Source organism: Archangium lansingense (genome assembly GCF_026626635.1).
Classification (GTDB): domain Bacteria; phylum Myxococcota; class Myxococcia; order Myxococcales; family Myxococcaceae; genus Archangium; species Archangium lansingense.
In genome coordinates this window covers 9,363,853-9,379,127 of the sequence record NZ_JAPNKA010000001.1, presented here as the reverse complement: position 1 = coordinate 9,379,127, position 15,275 = coordinate 9,363,853, and the positions used below count along the sequence as shown (strand labels likewise).

Below are 15,275 nucleotides of genomic sequence, written 5' to 3'. Positions count from 1 at the left end.
GGTCAGGGCAGGGCTCGTTCGCCAGGTTGGAAAGCCTGGATGGTTGCGCTGGGACTCCTGAGCGCCTGCGGGCCGGAAAAGGCACCCTACATGGCGGAGCTCCGTGACGTGGCGTGCGACGGCACCCCGGTCCTGGACGGCGTCCGATACCTGCGCCTGCGTGTCACCGGGGAGGGGATGGAACCCATCGAGCACTATGCGGCGGTGGACGGGGGCATCACGATGCTGCAGCCCCTTTCCATCCCCTTTGGGAGGGGGCGCATGCTGGAGGTGCGTGGCTACACGGATCTGCCTCGCTCGGGGGGCCGTGTGGTGTCCCTGGGACGCTCACGTCCCTTCGATGTCCCGGTGCAGCTCGGCGCGTCCTCCAGGATTGCCGTCCCCTTCCTCCGGGTGGGGGAGTATGTGCGGCCGGGCTTCAGCGCGGACTCATGCGTGTCGCTCGCCAGTCCTCGCGCGGCGCACACCGCGACGCTGCTGGAGGACGGCCGGGTGCTGCTGGCCGGGGGCTTCCAGACGGGCTCGGGTGGCGCCAATACCACGGTGGCCTCGGCGGAGATTTTCGACCCGGTGACGGGCACGGTGGAGCCACTGCCATCGCTGGAGACGCGGCGGGCGTTCCACACCGCGACGAGGCTGCCGGGCGGCAAGGTGCTGCTGGCGGGTGGCGAGGTGGCGTCGGTGGAGGGCTCGTTGCCCGTGCGGAGCGCCCAGGTGCTGGATGTGGCCCAGGCGACATCCACGGGGGTGGAGCTGAAGGTGGCGCGCAGTCAGCACGCGGCGGCGGTGGACTCGAGCGGGCGGGTGCTGCTCGTCGGCGGAGTGGGGGTGGGCAGCGCGGTGGTGTCGGAGGCCGAGGGCTTCGACTCCGCGACGGGTCAGGTGTTTTCCGTGAGCACGCCGGTGTCCCGGGTGGGGATGGCGGCGATGCCGGTGCAGGACGGCCGGCGCATCGCCGTGGTGGGCGGCTCGGACGGGACGTCGCTGCGGCCCGAGGTGCTGTTCTTCGCGCACGAGGGCGGCTCCTTCGTCCCGGTGGGCGAGGGCGCTCGGCTGCGCGAGCCCCGGCGCGATGGGGCGCTCGTGCCGTTTGGCGGGCCGGAGCAGCTGCTGTACCTGGGCGGCCATGACTCCCCTCGCAACGTGGACGAGGCGCGCTTCCTGGCCTCCTCGGAGCTCGTCTCCTCAGGAGTGCCGCCGCAGGTATCCGCTGGGCCTCAGGTGTTCGCCCGGAGCGGGCTGTGCGCGGTGGCGCTGCCGGACGGTCGCGTGATGACTCTGGGTGGGGTGCGGTACAGCTCGGGTGTGCTCGCGAGCGACTCGCATGTGGAACTGCTCGTCCCTGGGGAGGAGGGCGCCGCGCCGGGCCTGCTCGGGTTGATGCCGCTGGAGCAGCCGCGTCAACAGCACACATGCACGGTGCTGGACAATGGTGCGGTGCTGATTGCGGGTGGCTTGAACGACACGGGGAGCCAGCGGAAGACCCTGGGCGATTTGGTCCTCTACACGCCGGTTCCGCTGGACTGACCGGACCTACGGTGGGGGCCCGGTGGTGACAACCCGGGGCCCCGATACCCTCACCCCGTCCCTCTCCCGAGGGGAGAGGGGATATTGGGGGAGTGCGGCTGGAGAGGCTCAGGCGTTCGGCGCCGTGGGCTTCTCGTCCTGCTGGGCCTCGCTCTTCGCGGCCTGCTCGCCCGTCGCGCTGGCCGGCTCGCTCGCCGCGGTCACGGCCTGCTGCTGCGCGGCCTCGGCGGAGGCTCGGGCCTGCGCGGCCTCCTCTACCTTCCGGTCGCTCGCCGCCATCTCGTCCGGCGTCAGCTCCGTGCGCTCGGCCAGCATGCCCGTCTTCTTCTCCAGGTCCTTGATGGCCCGGCGCAGCAGATCCCGCTCCAGCAGCGTGCGGTTCAGCCGCTTCTCCAGCGCCTTGTACTTGTCCTTCACCAGCTCCAGCTCGTTCTTGCTGGCGGAGAAGATGCGCTGCTGCGAGTCGGCCCGGCCCTTGATGCGCTTCACCTCGCGCTCCAGCTCGGACGCCCGGCCGCGCTCCTTGTTCGCCGTCTGCTCCAGCCGCTCCATCTTCTCGCGGTCGGCATCGTTCAGCTCGCGGTAGCGGCGCGGGGCCTTCTCGGCGGGCTCAGCAGCGGCGGGCACCACGGTGGTGGTCGCGGTCACCACGCGCTCCTCCGGCTGCGCGGGGGCGGACAGCTGCTGCTGCGGCGCCGGCGCGGCAACCGCCGCCGGAGCGGGGGCGGCTCCACGGCGGCCTCCCTTGCCGCCCATCTCCACCTCGGACTTCAGGCGGATGATCTCCGCCTCCGCCTGGGCCAGCTCGCCCCGGACCACCTCCAGCTGCAGGGATGCGCTGCGCTCCACCTCGGCGCGGGCCTTGGACAGATCCTTCTCGCCCTTCTCCGACTCCTTCTGCTCGTAGATCTTCCGCTTGGCCTGCTTGAGCTGCTCCTTCACCTCCTGCAGCTGCGAGCGCTGTTCATCCAGCTCCTTGCGCCTGCGATCCAGCTCGGCCTCCAGGCGCGTGCGCGCCTTGGTGTCGGACTCCAGCTCGCCCTTCGCGGCGTGCGAGGAAGACGAGGAGGGGAGTGCCGCGGCCTGCTTCTGGCCGAAGAACACATAGGCGAGCGTGAGCAGGAAGAGCACCGAGACGACGACGAGGAGAACTTCCAACACGGGGGTGACCTCCGGGGACTATGCAAAAAGCGGCGCAGCCTAGCGTCCGGGGGCGGGACGTCAATAGGTCTCGTTGCCCGCCCTCCAGCCGGTGGACCCGGCCCTGCCACGGCCGTTCCCCCCTGCGGGGAGGGGGTCCGCTGCTCAAGTTAGGAGCCGGGGTGGCGGGGTGCCCGGGGGGCCTGGGTGGTGGTGAGCAGGGCAGGGGGGCTTTCTCCGGACGAGGAAAAACGTAAAGCTGGAGGGCTCGCGCACCATCCTGGAGGAACCACCGCGTCATGGCTCACCTGGAGCTCATTCCCAAGGACAACGTTTCCAGTTTCCGCAAGCTGGCCATTGGCAGCTGGAAGACGGCGTACGACCCGACCGTGTACGGGACGATGACGATGCGCATGGACAAGGCCCTGGCCTACATCGAGGCCTTCCGTCAGAAGACGGGCATCCGGCTCACCGTCACCCACCTGCTGGCCAAGGCCATGGCCGAGGCCCTGCGCCGCTGCCCCGATGCCAACGCCATCCTGCGCTTCAACCGCATCTACCTGCGCAAGCGCATCACCATCTCCACCCTCGTGGTGCAGACGGACGGCGGGAAGGTGGACCTGACCGCGGCGAAGATCGAGGACGCCGAGCAGAAGTCCCTGCGCGAGATCGCCGCCGAGCTGGAGGCCGCGGTGCAGAACGTCCGCCAGCGCAAGGACGAGGCGCTGGAGAAGAGCAAGGGCACCATCCACGCGCTGCCCTACGCCTTCCTCAACTTCTTCACCTGGCTCATCTCCTTCTTCATGTACACGCTGAACTGGGACATGACGTGGGCGGGTATGCCCCGGGACGCGTTCGGCTCGGCCATCATCACCAACGTGGGCTCGCTGGGGCTGGACACCGCGTACGTGCCGCTGGTGCCCTACACGCGCGTGCCCATCTTCATCGCCCCGGGTGCCATCAAGGACGCCCCCGTCGTGGAGGACGGCAAGGTGGTGCCGGGCAAGCTGATGAACGTGAACGCCTCGTTCGATCACCGCTTCATCGACGGCTTCCACGCCAGCATCCTGGCCAAGACGTTCCGCGAGATGCTGGAGAACCCCTTCGAGCACTTCGACAAGCTCGACGACGTGGCCCCCGCGGTGCCGGCGGAGGCCACTCCGCCGGTGTCGGCCGCGGGGTAGTCACCCGGGCTCGCGCTACGCCCAGGCGCTGCGCCAGGCACGCGAGCCCAGGCGGGCCCCCATCTCGCGCAGGCGGCGCACCCGCTCGGGGATGGGCGGGTGCGTGGAGAACAGGCCCATGATGGCGCCGCCGGACAGCGGGTTCACGATGAAGAGGTGCGAGGTGGCCGGCGCCCGGTCGTAGGGCATCAGCTCCGCACCGCGCTCCAGCTTCAGCAGCGCACTCGCCAGGGCATCCGGGTCCCCACACAGCTCCGCCCCCGTCGCATCCGCGCCGTACTCGCGCGAGCGACTCACCGCGAGCTGCAGCAGCGTGGCGGCGATGGGCGCCACCAACAGCACGCCCAGGTTGCCCAGCGCGTGGCCGAGCCCATCCTCCTCGTCATCGCCGCGGCTGAGCATCGAGCCGCCGAACCAGAAGAGCATCTGCGCCGCGTAGCTGATGACGCCCGCAAGGGTGGCCGCCACCGTGCCGATGAGGGTGTCGCGGTTCTTCACGTGCGCCAGCTCGTGCGCCAGCACGCCCTCGAGCTCCCGCTGCTCCAGGAGGTCCACGATGCCGGCCGTCACCGCCACCGCGGCATGCTCCGGGTTGCGGCCCGTGGCGAACGCGTTGGGCGTGCGCGTGGGCAGCAGGTACAGCTTCGGCTTGGGCATGCCCGCACGTGCCGCCAGTCGCTCCACCATCTGGTGCAGCCACGGCGCCTCGGCGTACTCCAGCGGCTGCGCCCCGTGCATCGCCAGGGCGATCCGATCGCTGAACCAGTACGAGACGAAGTTCATCACCACGACGAAGAAGCCCGCGACGACGAGCCCCTGTGGGCCGCCCAGGCGCTCGCCGACGAACAACAGGAGCGCCGTGAGTCCCGCCAGCAGCACCGTCGTCTTCAGCGCGTTGCTCAGCCGGTGACCCCAGCCGCTTCCGCGCACGCCCTCTCGGGGCATCGACGAGCCATACATCCCGCCAGCACTCATGACGTTGCCTTGCCTTTCCTTTCACCTCTCAGGTCCGAATCAACCTAAGCAGGCGGTAAGGCACGTCAAACGCGCGGGGTCCCCCGGCGGAAGCTAGAGGTAGAAGCGGTCCACCACGCCCGCTGTCCTCTGGAGGATGGCGCTCCAACCCACCCAGCCATCGATGGGCCCCTCGCCGGCCAGGTGCTCGGCTCCCAGTGCCCCCAGCGAGCCCGTACACCCCTGCACCGTGCCCAGCCCGGACTCACGCACGTGCTCCAGCAACTGCCGCAGCGTGGGGATGCGGCGTGTCTCGAAGCGGTCCGCCACGTCCTCGCGCGGTGGATCGAAGTCCGGGTCGTCCAGCCGGCCCTCGAGGAATCGCTCCAGCGCCCACCAGAAGAGGTACACCTCCGCGCGTCGGCCCGACGCCACCGCCGCCGCCGCGATGGCCAGCCCCTGGTGCACGCGGTCGTAGTCTCCACTGTGCAGGAAGACGACCACCTTGGGCGCGGGAGTACTCACGCCGCCCTCATACCGTCCACCCTCCCACCCGTCCACCCGCACTCCCCGTCCTGGTTCGTGGAGAAGCCGTGGCTTGCGCCTGCCCGCCCTATCTTGCTAGGGAATCGAGGATAACGGACACTCTCGACGTTCTTGTAAAATTCCAAGCACATGGTTCCTACAGAGGGCAGGCGGGACGTCATGGGTGAGCAGGCGACGGCAAGACGTAAGGACGCCCACCTCGACCTGTGCGCGACCGGAGATGTCGAGCCGGCGGAGAACAGCACGCTGCTGGAGTACGTGCGGCTGGTGCATTGCGCGATGCCGGAGATGGCGGTGGAGGAGGTCGATCTCTCCACGGATTTCCTCGGCAAGAAGCTGCGTTATCCACTGCTGATCACCGGCATGACGGGCGGCACGGAGCGCGCCGGGGTGGTCAACCGGGACCTGGCGCTGCTGGCCGAGCGGCACGGACTGGCCTTTGGCGTGGGCAGTCAACGCGCCATGGCGGAGAACCCCCAGGCGGGGGCGTCCTACCAGGTGCGGCAGGTGGCGCCCACGGTGCCGCTGCTGGGCAACATCGGCCTGTACCAGGCGGTGGAGCTGGGCGTGGACGGGGTGCGGCGGCTGGCGGATGCCATCGGGGCTGACGGCATGGCGCTGCACCTCAACGCCGGCCAGGAGCTCACCCAGCCCGAGGGCGACCGCGACTTCCGCGGTGGCTACCAGGTGGTGGAGGACCTGGTGCGTGCCTTCGGCTCTCGCCTGCTGGTGAAGGAGACGGGGTGCGGCATCGGTCCCGAGGTGGCGCGCCGGCTGGTGGAGCTGGGCGTGCGCAACGTGGATGTCTCGGGGCTGGGTGGCACCTCGTGGGTGCGGGTGGAGCAGCTTCGCGCCACCGGCGTGCAGGCCCAGGTGGGCGCTGAGTTCTCGAGCTGGGGCATTCCCACGGCGGCGGCCATCGCGACTGTGCGCAGGGCGGTGGGTCCGGATGCCCGGCTGGTGGCGTCGGGTGGGCTGCGCACGGGCCTGGATGCGGCGAAGGTGCTCGCCCTGGGCGCGGACGTGGCCGGCATGGCGCTACCGCTCTTCCGCGCACAGCAGGCAGGCGGGCTGGAAGGGGCCGAGCAGGCACTCGCTACCATCCTCTCCGGCTTGAAGCAGGCACTCGTGCTCACCGGCAGCAGGAACTGCGGTGAACTGCGTCAGAAACCCCGGGTCATAATGGGGGAGTTGAAGGACTGGCTCGCGGCACTGTAGGGCTTATTCCCGCGGCTCCGAATGCCTTCCCGTAGTGGAGAAACGAATGTCTGACACGCTGACGTCCAGGTTGTCCGGTTTCCACAAGCTGTCGATGGTCGAGCGCCACGAGAAGCTCTCTCAGATGCTGGGCCTGGACGAGATGGACCTGGCGCAGCTCCAGGGCATCAGTGCGCTGCAGCCGGGCCTGGCGAACCAGATGATCGAGAACGCCGTGGGCACGTTCTCGCTGCCGCTGGGTCTGGGGCTGAACCTGCAGATCAACGGCCGCGACTTCCTGGTGCCGATGGCGGTGGAAGAGCCGTCGGTGGTAGCGGCGGTGTCGTTCGCGTCGAAGATCGTCCGCGAGGCGGGTGGCTTCACCGCCGAGGCCGATGATCCGATCATGATCGGCCAGGTGCAGCTCACCCGCTACGGGGACCCCACCGAGGCGACGAAGAAGATCCTCGCCGCCAAGGAGGCCCTGCTCGCGCTGGCCAATAGCTTCCACCCGTCGATGGTGAAGCGCGGCGGTGGCTGCAAGGACATCGAGATTCGTGTGCTGCCGGCCCCCGAGGGCCCGCGGGGCGAGCCGCTGCTCGTCGTCCACCTGATCATCGACACGCAGGAGGCGATGGGGGCCAACCTCATCAACACCATGGCGGAGGGCGTGGCGCCGCTGCTCGAGCAGCTCACGGGCGGCAAGGTGTTCCTGCGCATCCTCTCCAACCTGGCGGACCGGCGGCTGGCGCGCGCCATGTGCCGGATTCCGGTGGAGATGCTGGCGGACTTCGACCTGCCCGGCGACCTCATCGCCGAGGGCATTTATCAGGCGAGCCGCTTCGCGCTGGCCGATCCATACCGGGCCGCTACGCACAATAAAGGCATCATGAACGGCATCGACTCGGCGGCCATCGCCGCGGGCCAGGACTGGCGCGCCATCGAGGCCGGAGCGCATGCCTTCGCCTGCCGGGATGGGCAGTACCGGCCGCTGTCGACGTGGCACGTGGATGACGGGCACCTGGTGGGTCGCATCGAGCTGCCCATGGCGCTGGGCACGGTGGGTGGCCCCATCAAGGTGCACCCGGGCGTGCAGGTGGCCATGAAGATCCTGAAGGTGTCGACGGCGCGCGAGCTGTCGATGGTGTTCGCCGCGGTGGGTCTGGCGCAGAACTTCGCGGCGGTGCGCGCGCTGGGCTCGGTGGGCATCCAGAAGGGCCACATGGCGATGCACGCGCGGTGCGTGGCGGTGACGGCGGGCGCGCGTGGTGACTGGGTGGAGAAGATCGCCGAGCTGCTGGTGACGGCGGGTCACGTGAAGGTGGAGAAGGCGCGAGAGATCATCGCCTCGCTGTCGGAGTCGGACTTCCGCGCTGCTACTGGCACGGACGGGTGAAATCTTCCTTCTCCCACGGGGAGAGGGCCGGGGTGAGGGTCGGGCGTATCCGTGTACGCCCCCTCTCCCTCTGGGAGAGGGCTGGGGTGAGGGTCTTCCTCGTCTCCCAGCCATGACAGGACATCATGGACACGAACAACAGTTCCTCCCTGAGCGGCTTCGGCGCGGGCAAGGTCATCCTCCTGGGCGAGCACAGCGTGGTGTACGGCTACCCGGCGCTCGCGGGCCCGCTATCGCGCGGCGTGACGGCGCGGGGGGAGGCCTCGAACAAGTGCCAGCTCGTCATTCCCGATGCCCTGACGGCCGAGCAGCGCAAGGTGCTGAAGGCGGCCTTCGCGCGGGCGATGGCGGCGTGCGGCGAGCCCGGGGTGAAGGTGTCGTTCGACACGGATCTGCCGCTGTCCATGGGCCTGGGAAGCTCCGGGGCGCTGTCGGTGGCGTGCTCGCGGGTGCTGCTGCAGGCGGCGGGGCGCAAGGCGTCGGCCTCCGAGGTGGCGGCCGTGGCGTGGGAGATGGAGCAGGAGTTCCACGGGACGCCGTCGGGGGTGGATCACACGACGAGCGCCATGGAGCAGCTCATCCTCTACCGCCGCAAGCCGGGTGCGGAACAGGGCCGGGCCAAGGTGGTGGAGGCCCTCAAGCCGGTGAAGCTGGTGGTGGTGATGGCGGGCGCGCGCAGCCCGACGAAGCTGACGGTGGGCGCGCTGCGTGAGCGCCAGAAGCGGTGGTCCGAGCGCTACCAGCGCATCTTCCGGGAGATTGGCCTGCTGGCCTCCGAGGGTGCCGAGGCGGTGGAGGAGGGAGACCTGGAGGCGCTGGGTGACGTGATGAACGTCAACCACGGCCTGCTCGCGGCGCTGGGCCTGTCCTCGCCGGGCCTGGATGACATGGTGCACCGGCTGCGCAACATGGGCGCGCTGGGCGCCAAGCTCACGGGCGCTGGTGGCGACGGCGGCGCCGTCATCGGGCTCTTCCACGACACGGGGCCGGTGGTGCACGAGCTCACGCGGCTGGGAATCCGGTGCTTCGACAGCCAGCTCGCGGGACCGCACGCAGAGGGCACCCGGGGGGCGGCATGAAGGCCACCGTCCGGGCACACCCCAACCTCGCGTTGGTGAAGTACTGGGGGAAGCGGGATGACGCGCTCATCCTCCCCCACCAGTCGAGCCTCTCGATGACGCTGTCGCCGCTGTCGGTGCGGACGACGGTGGCCTTTGGAGCGGGCTCGGCGGACGAGGTGGAGCTCAACGGCTACGTGGCCAAGGGCAGCGAGCGCGACCGCGTGCTGCGCGTGCTGGACGCGGTGCGCGCCGAGGCGAAGGACGCGAAGCTCGGCCCCGCGAAGATGGTGTCGCGCGGGGACTTCCCGGCGTCGGCGGGCCTGGCGAGCAGCGCGGCGGGCTTCGCGGCGCTGGCGGTGGCGGCGCGTGCGGCGGCGGGCCTTCCGGCGGACCCGAGGGCGGCGAGCCTGTTGTCCCGACTGGGCAGCGGCTCGGCCTGCCGCAGCGTGCAGGGCGGCTTCTGCGAGTGGATGCGGGGCGAGCGCCCGGATGGCATGGACAGCTACGCGGTGCAGCGCTTCGACGAGAAGCACTGGCCGGAGCTGCGCATGGTGGTGGCCATCGTCAGCCGCGACGAGAAGGAAGTGAAGTCGCGCGACGGCATGAAGAACGCCGTGGAGACGAGCCCGTACTACCCGGCGTGGGTGAAGGATGCCGAGGCCGAGGTGGTGCGCGCCCGCGAGTTCCTCGCCAAGAAGGACCTGCAGGCGCTGGGCGAGATGTGCGAGCGCAACGCGTGGAGGATGCACGCCACGTCGCTCGCGGCGGATCCCCCGCTCTGCTACCTGATGCCGAAGACGCTGGAGCTGATCCACTCGCTGCGAGAGCAGCGGAAGAAGGGCGTGCCGGTGTGGTTCACGCTGGATGCGGGGCCCAACCCCTGCATCCTGACGGACGCGGCGCACGAGCTGGCGGCCGAGGCGGCGGCGATGGCGTGTGGGGCCACCGAGGTGGTGCGGTGCGTGCCGGGCGGTGATGCACAACTCCTGGGGGAGCACCTCTTCTGATGGAGCGCGCTCTCTCGGCCCCGGGGAAGCTGTTCGTATCCGGCGAGTACGCCGTGCTGTGGGGCGGCGTGTCGCGTGTGGCGGCGGTGGGTCCGCGGACGGCGGCGCTGGTGCGTCGGCGCGCGGACAGCCTGGTGCACGTGTGCGTGGAGGAGGGGACGCTGTCGGGGCGGACGACGCCTCGGGGCGTGAAGTGGGAGCGCGAGGTTCCGCCGGGCTTCTCCTTCGTGGCGCGCACGCTGGACGAGGCGCTGCGGCTGTACGGGCGCGAGTCGGTGGGCTTCGACCTGGCGGTGTCTCCGTCGGCGGTGGGGCCCAACGGGCGCAAGCTGGGCATGGGTGGCAGCGCGTGTGCCACGGTGCTGGCGGCGGACGCGGTGCGATTCGTGCTCGAGGAGAAGTTCGACGCGCTGAAGGTGGCGCTCGTCTCTCACGCGGCGGCGCAGGGTGGGAAGGGCAGCGGCGGCGACGTGGCCGCGAGCTACGCGGGTGGCGTGGTGCGCTACCGGCGCTATGAGGTGTCGGGCCTCATCGAGGCCTCGAGCGCCGGGGGTTACCGAGCAGCGCTAGATGCAGCCCCCACGGTGGATGTGTGGCGCCTGCCGGTGCCCAAGGTGTCCCTGGGGTATGCCTTCACGGGAGAGAGTGCCTCGACGCGGGTGCTCATCTCGCAGGTGGAGGCGAAGATGGGCGAGGCGGGGCGTCGGGCCTTCGTGGAGCGCTCGGACGCGCTGGGGCACGAGATTGAAGTGGGCCTCGGGGGCGGGGACTTCCGCGCCTTCTCCGAGGCTGTGCGCGAGCAGCACGCGCTGCTCCAAGAGCTGGGCCCGCTGGAGACCGAGCCGATGCACCGGGTGTTGGCGATGGCCTCGGCCTATGGGTGCGTGGGCAAGCAGTCCGGTGCCGGAGGCGGGGACGGGTGCATCCTGTTCGCCCCGGACGCGGAGAAGCGGGCCGCGCTGCTGGAGGGCATCCGCGCTCGGGGCTTCCATACGTTGGAACTCGACGTGGAGCCCGGTGTGCGTGGCGAGGCCCAGCCGGACGCGCGGCTGCGCTCCTGGCTCGACGCTTCGCGGTGAACCTCAGTCCCGGCGGCTAACCGCGACTCGCCTCGTGAACCCCTTCGTGGCTCGGGCGCAGCTTGAGTTGCCCGGCCCGCTTGGCCGGAAGCAGCGACAGGGCCGCCACGACGATCCCCACGGCGATGTTGTGCGCGGTGGGGACGATCTCGTCGCTGTAGCCGAGCGCGAACGGTGAGGCGAGCAGCCACAGGCCGAGCGCGGTGTCGACGAAGCGGAAGGCCGGGATGGAGTCGGCCACCAGCACGAAGAGGAAGAGGCAGAGGCCCACGGTGACAGTGTTGGCCCGCGCGTGTGGCGAGTCGAAGCCGAGGATGAGCGGCCCGATGATGAGCCAGACGGACAACAGGAGGTTCGGCCAGCGAGCCCTCATGAGGGCCTCCTTGCGTTGGGAGTCTGCCTGACAAGGTGGGGCGTGCTCCGTAGTGCCCGCAAGGCAGGTCATACGCTCTGTCGGCTGTTCCCCGGCCACGCACTCTGCCTCCTGACGTGGGAGGGATGTCGGAGAATGATGGGATGCACCTCATGAGGAATACGCCCCACTGTCTGTTGCTGCTCGTGTCGCTCGCCGCCCTCCTGGGCACCCCGGGAGGGGCCATGGCGGGTTCCACGAATCCCCGTCCACCTACGAAGGAGGAGCGGGCCCGCTATCCGTGGCTCTCCGCTGAGCGCTCCATCCGCCCGCTCGCCGAGGCCGTTGCTCCTCCGTCTGGCTACACGCGGGTGGCGGTCGAGGAGGGCTCCTTCGGGGCGTGGTTGCGCGGCCTTCCCCTGCGTCCCGCGGGCACGCCGGTCCAGGACTTCGGCGGGGGCGAGATCCTCGCCGGGGACCATGCGGCCCTCGCGGCGGTGGCCGAGCTGGATGTGGGCTCGGCCAACCTCCAGCAGTGCGCGGACTCCATCATCCGCCTCCATGCCGAGTGGCAGTGGTCGCGGGGTCAGAAGGAGCGCATCGCCTACCGCTTCACCAGCGGGCACCTGGCCGCCTGGTCGCGTTACGCGGCTGGAGAGCGTGCCCGTGTGTCTGGCTCCAAGGTGTCATGGGTGAAGAGCGGGCCGGTGGATGGCTCGCGAGCCTCGTTCCGCTCGTACCTGGACCTGGTCTTCACCTATGCGGGCACGTTGTCCCTGGCCACCGAGAAGCAACGTCCCAAGCGCGAGGATGCGCGGCCTGGCGACTTCTTCGTGCTGGGGGGCAGCCCGGGGCATGCGGTGCTGGTGCTGGACGTGGCGCGCAATGCCAAGGGCGAGCGGGTGGCGCTGCTCGGCCAGGGCTTCATCCCGGCGCAGGACTTCCATGTGCTCTCTCCGGGTGAGGACGGCCCCTGGTTCTCGCTGGAGGGCGACGAGGTGGCGACTCCCTTCTGGAAGCCCTTCCCATGGTCCGCTCTTCGACGGTTCTAGGTTCCCTCGCCTTCTCGCATGCTCCACGGGCGAGTAACCTTCAGGGTCTGATGGTACGGTGACCTGCAGTATAGCTTGAGAGTGTCATGACCACGGAGCCGAAGGCACGGCGCGCTTCCACTCCTTGGCGGCCCGTGGCCATCTATGCCGTGGTCGCCGGGCTGTGGATCATGTTCTCCGACGTGCTCCTCGCCGGTGTGGTGGAGGGGCTGGGCGCCTTCGTCCAGGTGCAGATCATCAAGGGGTGGCTGTTCGTCGCCGCCACCTCGGCTCTGCTGTACGCCCTCATCCGTAAGGACACCGCGGCCCTGCGCCAGTCCGAGGCGCGTCACCGGACAAGCCTGGAGAGCATGGCCGATGCCCTCATTCTCATCGACTCCCAAGGGCGGATCGTGGAGGCGAACAGGGCCGTGCTGACGCTGTTCGGCCTGGCGGCGGGCGAGGTGCCGACGGAGATCCAGCGGTTCATCGAGGTGCTCGACATCCGTCGTCCGGACGGAAGCCGGGTGACCTGGAACGAGATGCCCAGCCGGCGGGCCTTGAACGGCGAGACGGTGCGCGAGGATGAGTTCCTGGTCCAGCGCCTCAACGGCGAGACGCTCCACGTCAGCGTGACGGCTTCCCCGGTCATCACGGAAGCGGGGATGGTGCCGGAGCTGGCGGTGGTGGTGCTGCGCGACCTGACCGAGCTCAAGCGCCTGGAGCGGATGCGCGACGAGTTCCTCTCCACCGCCGCCCACGAGCTGCGCACGCCCATCACCACCATCAAGGGCTATGCCCAGCTCCTGGATCGCTGGACTCCAGGTGGGCACGAGCCTCGGGAGGGCAAGGCCTTCCGGATCCTCAATCGCCAGAGCGATCGGCTCACCCAGTTGGTGCAGGAGTTGCTCGATGTGTCCCGGCTCCAGCTTGGCCGGCTCGCGCTGCGGCGACAGCGTTTCGAGCTGGGCGAGCTGGTGGCGGACGTGCTCGAGCGCATGCAGGGCGTGTCCTCCTTGCATCGGCTCGTGCTGCACCAAGAGGGCCGCGTGTTCGTGGATGCGGACCGGGACCGGATTGATCAGGTGCTGGTCAACCTGTTCGACAACGCCATCAAGTACTCGCCCAAGGGAGGAGACATCGAGGTCTGGGTGTCGATCGAGGCCGGTACAGGGGTGGTGTCGATCCGGGATCCAGGGATGGGCATCCCCAAGGAGCGGCAGGGTCAGCTCTTCGAGCGCTTCTACCGCGCCCATGCCGGGCTCGAGTCGGACCGTGGAGGCATGGGCATCGGCCTGCACCTGTGCGAGCAGATCGTCCAGCGGCACGGCGGCCGCATCTGGTTCGAGAGCGAGGCGGGGAAGGGCTCGACCTTCTCGTTCAGCCTGGCGCTGGCCGAGGCCGCGCAAGAGCAAGAGCAGGTGGCGCGGGTGTGAGCCCAGGCGGGTGAAGGCTCAGAACATGTGGCCGAAGTTCAGGTAGATGCGGTGGCGGCCTGACTCCGGGGACATGGCCCAGTCGAAGCGCACCACCGCGGCGCGCCGAGCCAGCCGGAGACCGGCGCCCACGCCCGGGTGCCACTTCCACCATGGACCGTTGTCCACGCCCGGGTGCCACACGCGTCCCAGGTCTACGAAGCCCACTGCACCGGCGATCACCGGCGCGCCGAACAGGTTGAAGTCGAAGGCCCGGAAGCGCAGCTCCGTGTTCGTGAACGCCTTGATGTTGCCGGCGAACCGGTTGCGCTCGATGCCACGCACGCTGCTCATCCCGCCGATGCCTTCAGACGTGCTCACTCCGCCCGTGTTCACCCACTCGAAGAAGGGCACCTGGCCGAACAGCATGTCCAGGGTCAGCCGCTGCGCCAGGATGAAGCGCGGGCCCAGCTGCCAGTAGCGCCGCTCGCTCAGCGTCACGCCCGCGTACTGGTAGCGGCTGCCGGTGGCACTGCCCGACACGCGCAGGGCAATCTCCTCCGCGCCACCTCGCACCGGATCCGACTCGTTGTCGCGCGTGTCCCAGATGACGCCCGCGGTGATCTGCCCCGTGGGCCCTCCCTCGATGCCCACCGGCTTGAGGTCTTCCAGCACCGAGGCGTCGAAGGGATCCACCTCCGTGTACCGCCACGAGTAGCCCACGTAGGACTGGAAGGGGTGGTTCTCTCCCCAGGGACGGCCGCGCAGACGCACCCACGCGCCCGGCGCGTTCTTCGTGTAGTTGTAGCGCTCCTGGGTCTCGTCTCCATTGAAGTCCTGTGCGGACACGTTGCCCGCCCCGTAGAAGGGGCTGCGCAGCTCGCGCCGGTACTCCAGACGGAACTCCAGGCGCATGGGGCCGATGAGCTGCGGCCCGTCGTAGCGCAGGTAGTGGTTCTGCTGGCCGCGGCTGGTGAACAGCGCCTGGAGGGAGATGGCGTGTTGGTACGGCTTGTGTCCGGGCGCATACAAGTAGGCGCCGGCCACGCCGCCATAGGTGAAGCCCTGGTCCGAGTTGTAGCTCACCAGGGGCAGCACGATCGCGTCGATGCCCTTCTCCTTCTTCGGCGGTTGCTCGGCGGGAGCGGAGGCCGTGGTGGTGGGAAGGGCAGTCGATGGGGCAGCAGTGGCGGTGGCCAGCGTTGTCAGCAGCAGCGCGGTCGTGAGCATCGCAGCCCAAGGTGACATGTGCATGATGGGCTGGACCATCTGAACGTTCGGGGCCCATGCCCGTCTGGCTGCCCTCCAGCGGACCGTCTCGGAATGCACGGCTGGTGCCTGCCCGGGTGCGCATCATCTGAGCGCATCCAGGTGATGGGGGGAGGG

14 protein-coding genes are annotated in these 15,275 nt (G+C 69.6%); 9 read left to right on the top strand and 5 right to left on the bottom strand.

The window, feature by feature from the left end; translation table 11 throughout:
* Positions 1 to 90: 90 nt before the first annotated feature.
* Entirely contained in the window at positions 91 to 1,527 is a 1,437-nt protein-coding gene (locus OV287_RS37080; RefSeq protein ID WP_267538756.1) for a Kelch repeat-containing protein, read from the top strand.
* A 108-nt stretch (positions 1,528 to 1,635) separates the two neighbouring features.
* Here OV287_RS37080 and OV287_RS37075 read toward each other — a convergent pair whose 3' ends face one another.
* Positions 1,636 to 2,688 carry a coiled-coil domain-containing protein gene (locus OV287_RS37075; RefSeq protein WP_373371861.1) on the bottom strand — a complete coding sequence of 351 codons (1,053 nt, stop codon included), beginning with the start codon at positions 2,686 to 2,688 and terminating at the stop codon, positions 1,636 to 1,638.
* Positions 2,689 to 2,966: 278 nt separating this feature from the next.
* On the opposite strand from OV287_RS37075, the gene OV287_RS37070 reads away from it, so the two are divergent.
* Positions 2,967 to 3,851 (top strand): 2-oxo acid dehydrogenase subunit E2, encoded by an 885-nt coding sequence (locus tag OV287_RS37070; protein WP_267538755.1) that lies wholly within the window; start codon positions 2,967 to 2,969, stop codon positions 3,849 to 3,851.
* 15 nt (positions 3,852 to 3,866) lie between these two features.
* On the opposite strand, the gene OV287_RS37065 is transcribed toward OV287_RS37070, so the two are convergent.
* A complete protein-coding gene (locus OV287_RS37065; RefSeq protein ID WP_373371860.1) occupies positions 3,867 to 4,826 on the bottom strand; it encodes a zinc metalloprotease HtpX in 960 nt (319 codons plus the stop codon).
* A gap of 93 nt (positions 4,827 to 4,919) precedes the next feature.
* The gene (locus OV287_RS37060; protein WP_267538754.1) at positions 4,920 to 5,330 is read right to left on the bottom strand and encodes a hypothetical protein; all 411 of its coding nucleotides are present in this window, start codon (positions 5,328 to 5,330) and stop codon (positions 4,920 to 4,922) included.
* Between the two features lie 180 nt (positions 5,331 to 5,510).
* Between OV287_RS37060 and fni the strand changes: the two genes are divergently transcribed.
* The 5 genes from fni to OV287_RS37035 all read left to right on the top strand — a co-directional run bounded on the left by fni (position 5,511) and on the right by OV287_RS37035 (position 11,091).
* A complete protein-coding gene (fni, locus tag OV287_RS37055; protein ID WP_267538753.1) occupies positions 5,511 to 6,569 on the top strand; it encodes a type 2 isopentenyl-diphosphate Delta-isomerase in 1,059 nt (352 codons plus the stop codon).
* A gap of 46 nt (positions 6,570 to 6,615) precedes the next feature.
* On the top strand, positions 6,616 to 7,944 hold the full coding sequence (locus tag OV287_RS37050; protein ID WP_267538752.1) for a hydroxymethylglutaryl-CoA reductase, degradative: 1,329 nt from the start codon (positions 6,616 to 6,618) through the stop codon (positions 7,942 to 7,944).
* Positions 7,945 to 8,069: 125 nt separating this feature from the next.
* A complete protein-coding gene (gene mvk, locus OV287_RS37045; protein WP_267538751.1) occupies positions 8,070 to 9,023 on the top strand; it encodes a mevalonate kinase in 954 nt (317 codons plus the stop codon).
* Complete coding sequence (mvaD, locus tag OV287_RS37040) at positions 9,020 to 10,012, top strand: diphosphomevalonate decarboxylase (RefSeq protein ID WP_267538750.1); 993 nt, start codon at positions 9,020 to 9,022, stop codon at positions 10,010 to 10,012. The genes mvk and mvaD overlap by 4 nt, the downstream gene beginning before the upstream one ends.
* A complete protein-coding gene (locus tag OV287_RS37035) occupies positions 10,012 to 11,091 on the top strand; it encodes a mevalonate kinase family protein (RefSeq protein WP_267538749.1) in 1,080 nt (359 codons plus the stop codon). The genes mvaD and OV287_RS37035 overlap by 1 nt, the downstream gene beginning before the upstream one ends.
* Positions 11,092 to 11,107: 16 nt before the next feature.
* Here OV287_RS37035 and OV287_RS37030 read toward each other — a convergent pair whose 3' ends face one another.
* Entirely contained in the window at positions 11,108 to 11,464 is a 357-nt protein-coding gene (locus OV287_RS37030; RefSeq protein ID WP_267538748.1) for an SPW repeat protein, read from the bottom strand.
* Between the two features lie 152 nt (positions 11,465 to 11,616).
* Between OV287_RS37030 and OV287_RS37025 the strand changes: the two genes are divergently transcribed.
* Complete coding sequence (locus OV287_RS37025; RefSeq protein WP_373371859.1) at positions 11,617 to 12,495, top strand: DUF4846 domain-containing protein; 879 nt, start codon at positions 11,617 to 11,619, stop codon at positions 12,493 to 12,495.
* Positions 12,496 to 12,581: 86 nt separating this feature from the next.
* On the top strand, positions 12,582 to 13,910 hold the full coding sequence (locus OV287_RS37020) for a sensor histidine kinase (protein ID WP_267538747.1): 1,329 nt from the start codon (positions 12,582 to 12,584) through the stop codon (positions 13,908 to 13,910).
* 18 nt (positions 13,911 to 13,928) lie between these two features.
* On the opposite strand, the gene omp85 is transcribed toward OV287_RS37020, so the two are convergent.
* Complete coding sequence (gene omp85 / locus OV287_RS37015) at positions 13,929 to 15,119, bottom strand: Omp85 family outer membrane protein (RefSeq protein ID WP_267538746.1); 1,191 nt, start codon at positions 15,117 to 15,119, stop codon at positions 13,929 to 13,931.
* Positions 15,120 to 15,275: the final 156 nt, after the last annotated feature.

Coding starts and splice junctions, on each gene's coding strand:
- OV287_RS37020 (WP_267538747.1), top strand. CDS start 12,582: ATGACCACGGAGCCGAAGGCACGGCGCGCTTCCACTCCTTGGCGGCCC.
- OV287_RS37035 (WP_267538749.1), top strand. CDS start 10,012: ATGGAGCGCGCTCTCTCGGCCCCGGGGAAGCTGTTCGTATCCGGCGAG.
- omp85 (WP_267538746.1), bottom strand. CDS start 15,119: ATGCTCACGACCGCGCTGCTGCTGACAACGCTGGCCACCGCCACTGCT.
- mvaD (WP_267538750.1), top strand. CDS start 9,020: ATGAAGGCCACCGTCCGGGCACACCCCAACCTCGCGTTGGTGAAGTAC.
- mvk (WP_267538751.1), top strand. CDS start 8,070: ATGGACACGAACAACAGTTCCTCCCTGAGCGGCTTCGGCGCGGGCAAG.
- OV287_RS37065 (WP_373371860.1), bottom strand. CDS start 4,826: ATGAGTGCTGGCGGGATGTATGGCTCGTCGATGCCCCGAGAGGGCGTG.
- OV287_RS37030 (WP_267538748.1), bottom strand. CDS start 11,464: ATGAGGGCTCGCTGGCCGAACCTCCTGTTGTCCGTCTGGCTCATCATC.
- fni (WP_267538753.1), top strand. CDS start 5,511: ATGGGTGAGCAGGCGACGGCAAGACGTAAGGACGCCCACCTCGACCTG.
- OV287_RS37025 (WP_373371859.1), top strand. CDS start 11,617: ATGAGGAATACGCCCCACTGTCTGTTGCTGCTCGTGTCGCTCGCCGCC.
- OV287_RS37050 (WP_267538752.1), top strand. CDS start 6,616: ATGTCTGACACGCTGACGTCCAGGTTGTCCGGTTTCCACAAGCTGTCG.
- OV287_RS37080 (WP_267538756.1), top strand. CDS start 91: ATGGCGGAGCTCCGTGACGTGGCGTGCGACGGCACCCCGGTCCTGGAC.
- OV287_RS37070 (WP_267538755.1), top strand. CDS start 2,967: ATGGCTCACCTGGAGCTCATTCCCAAGGACAACGTTTCCAGTTTCCGC.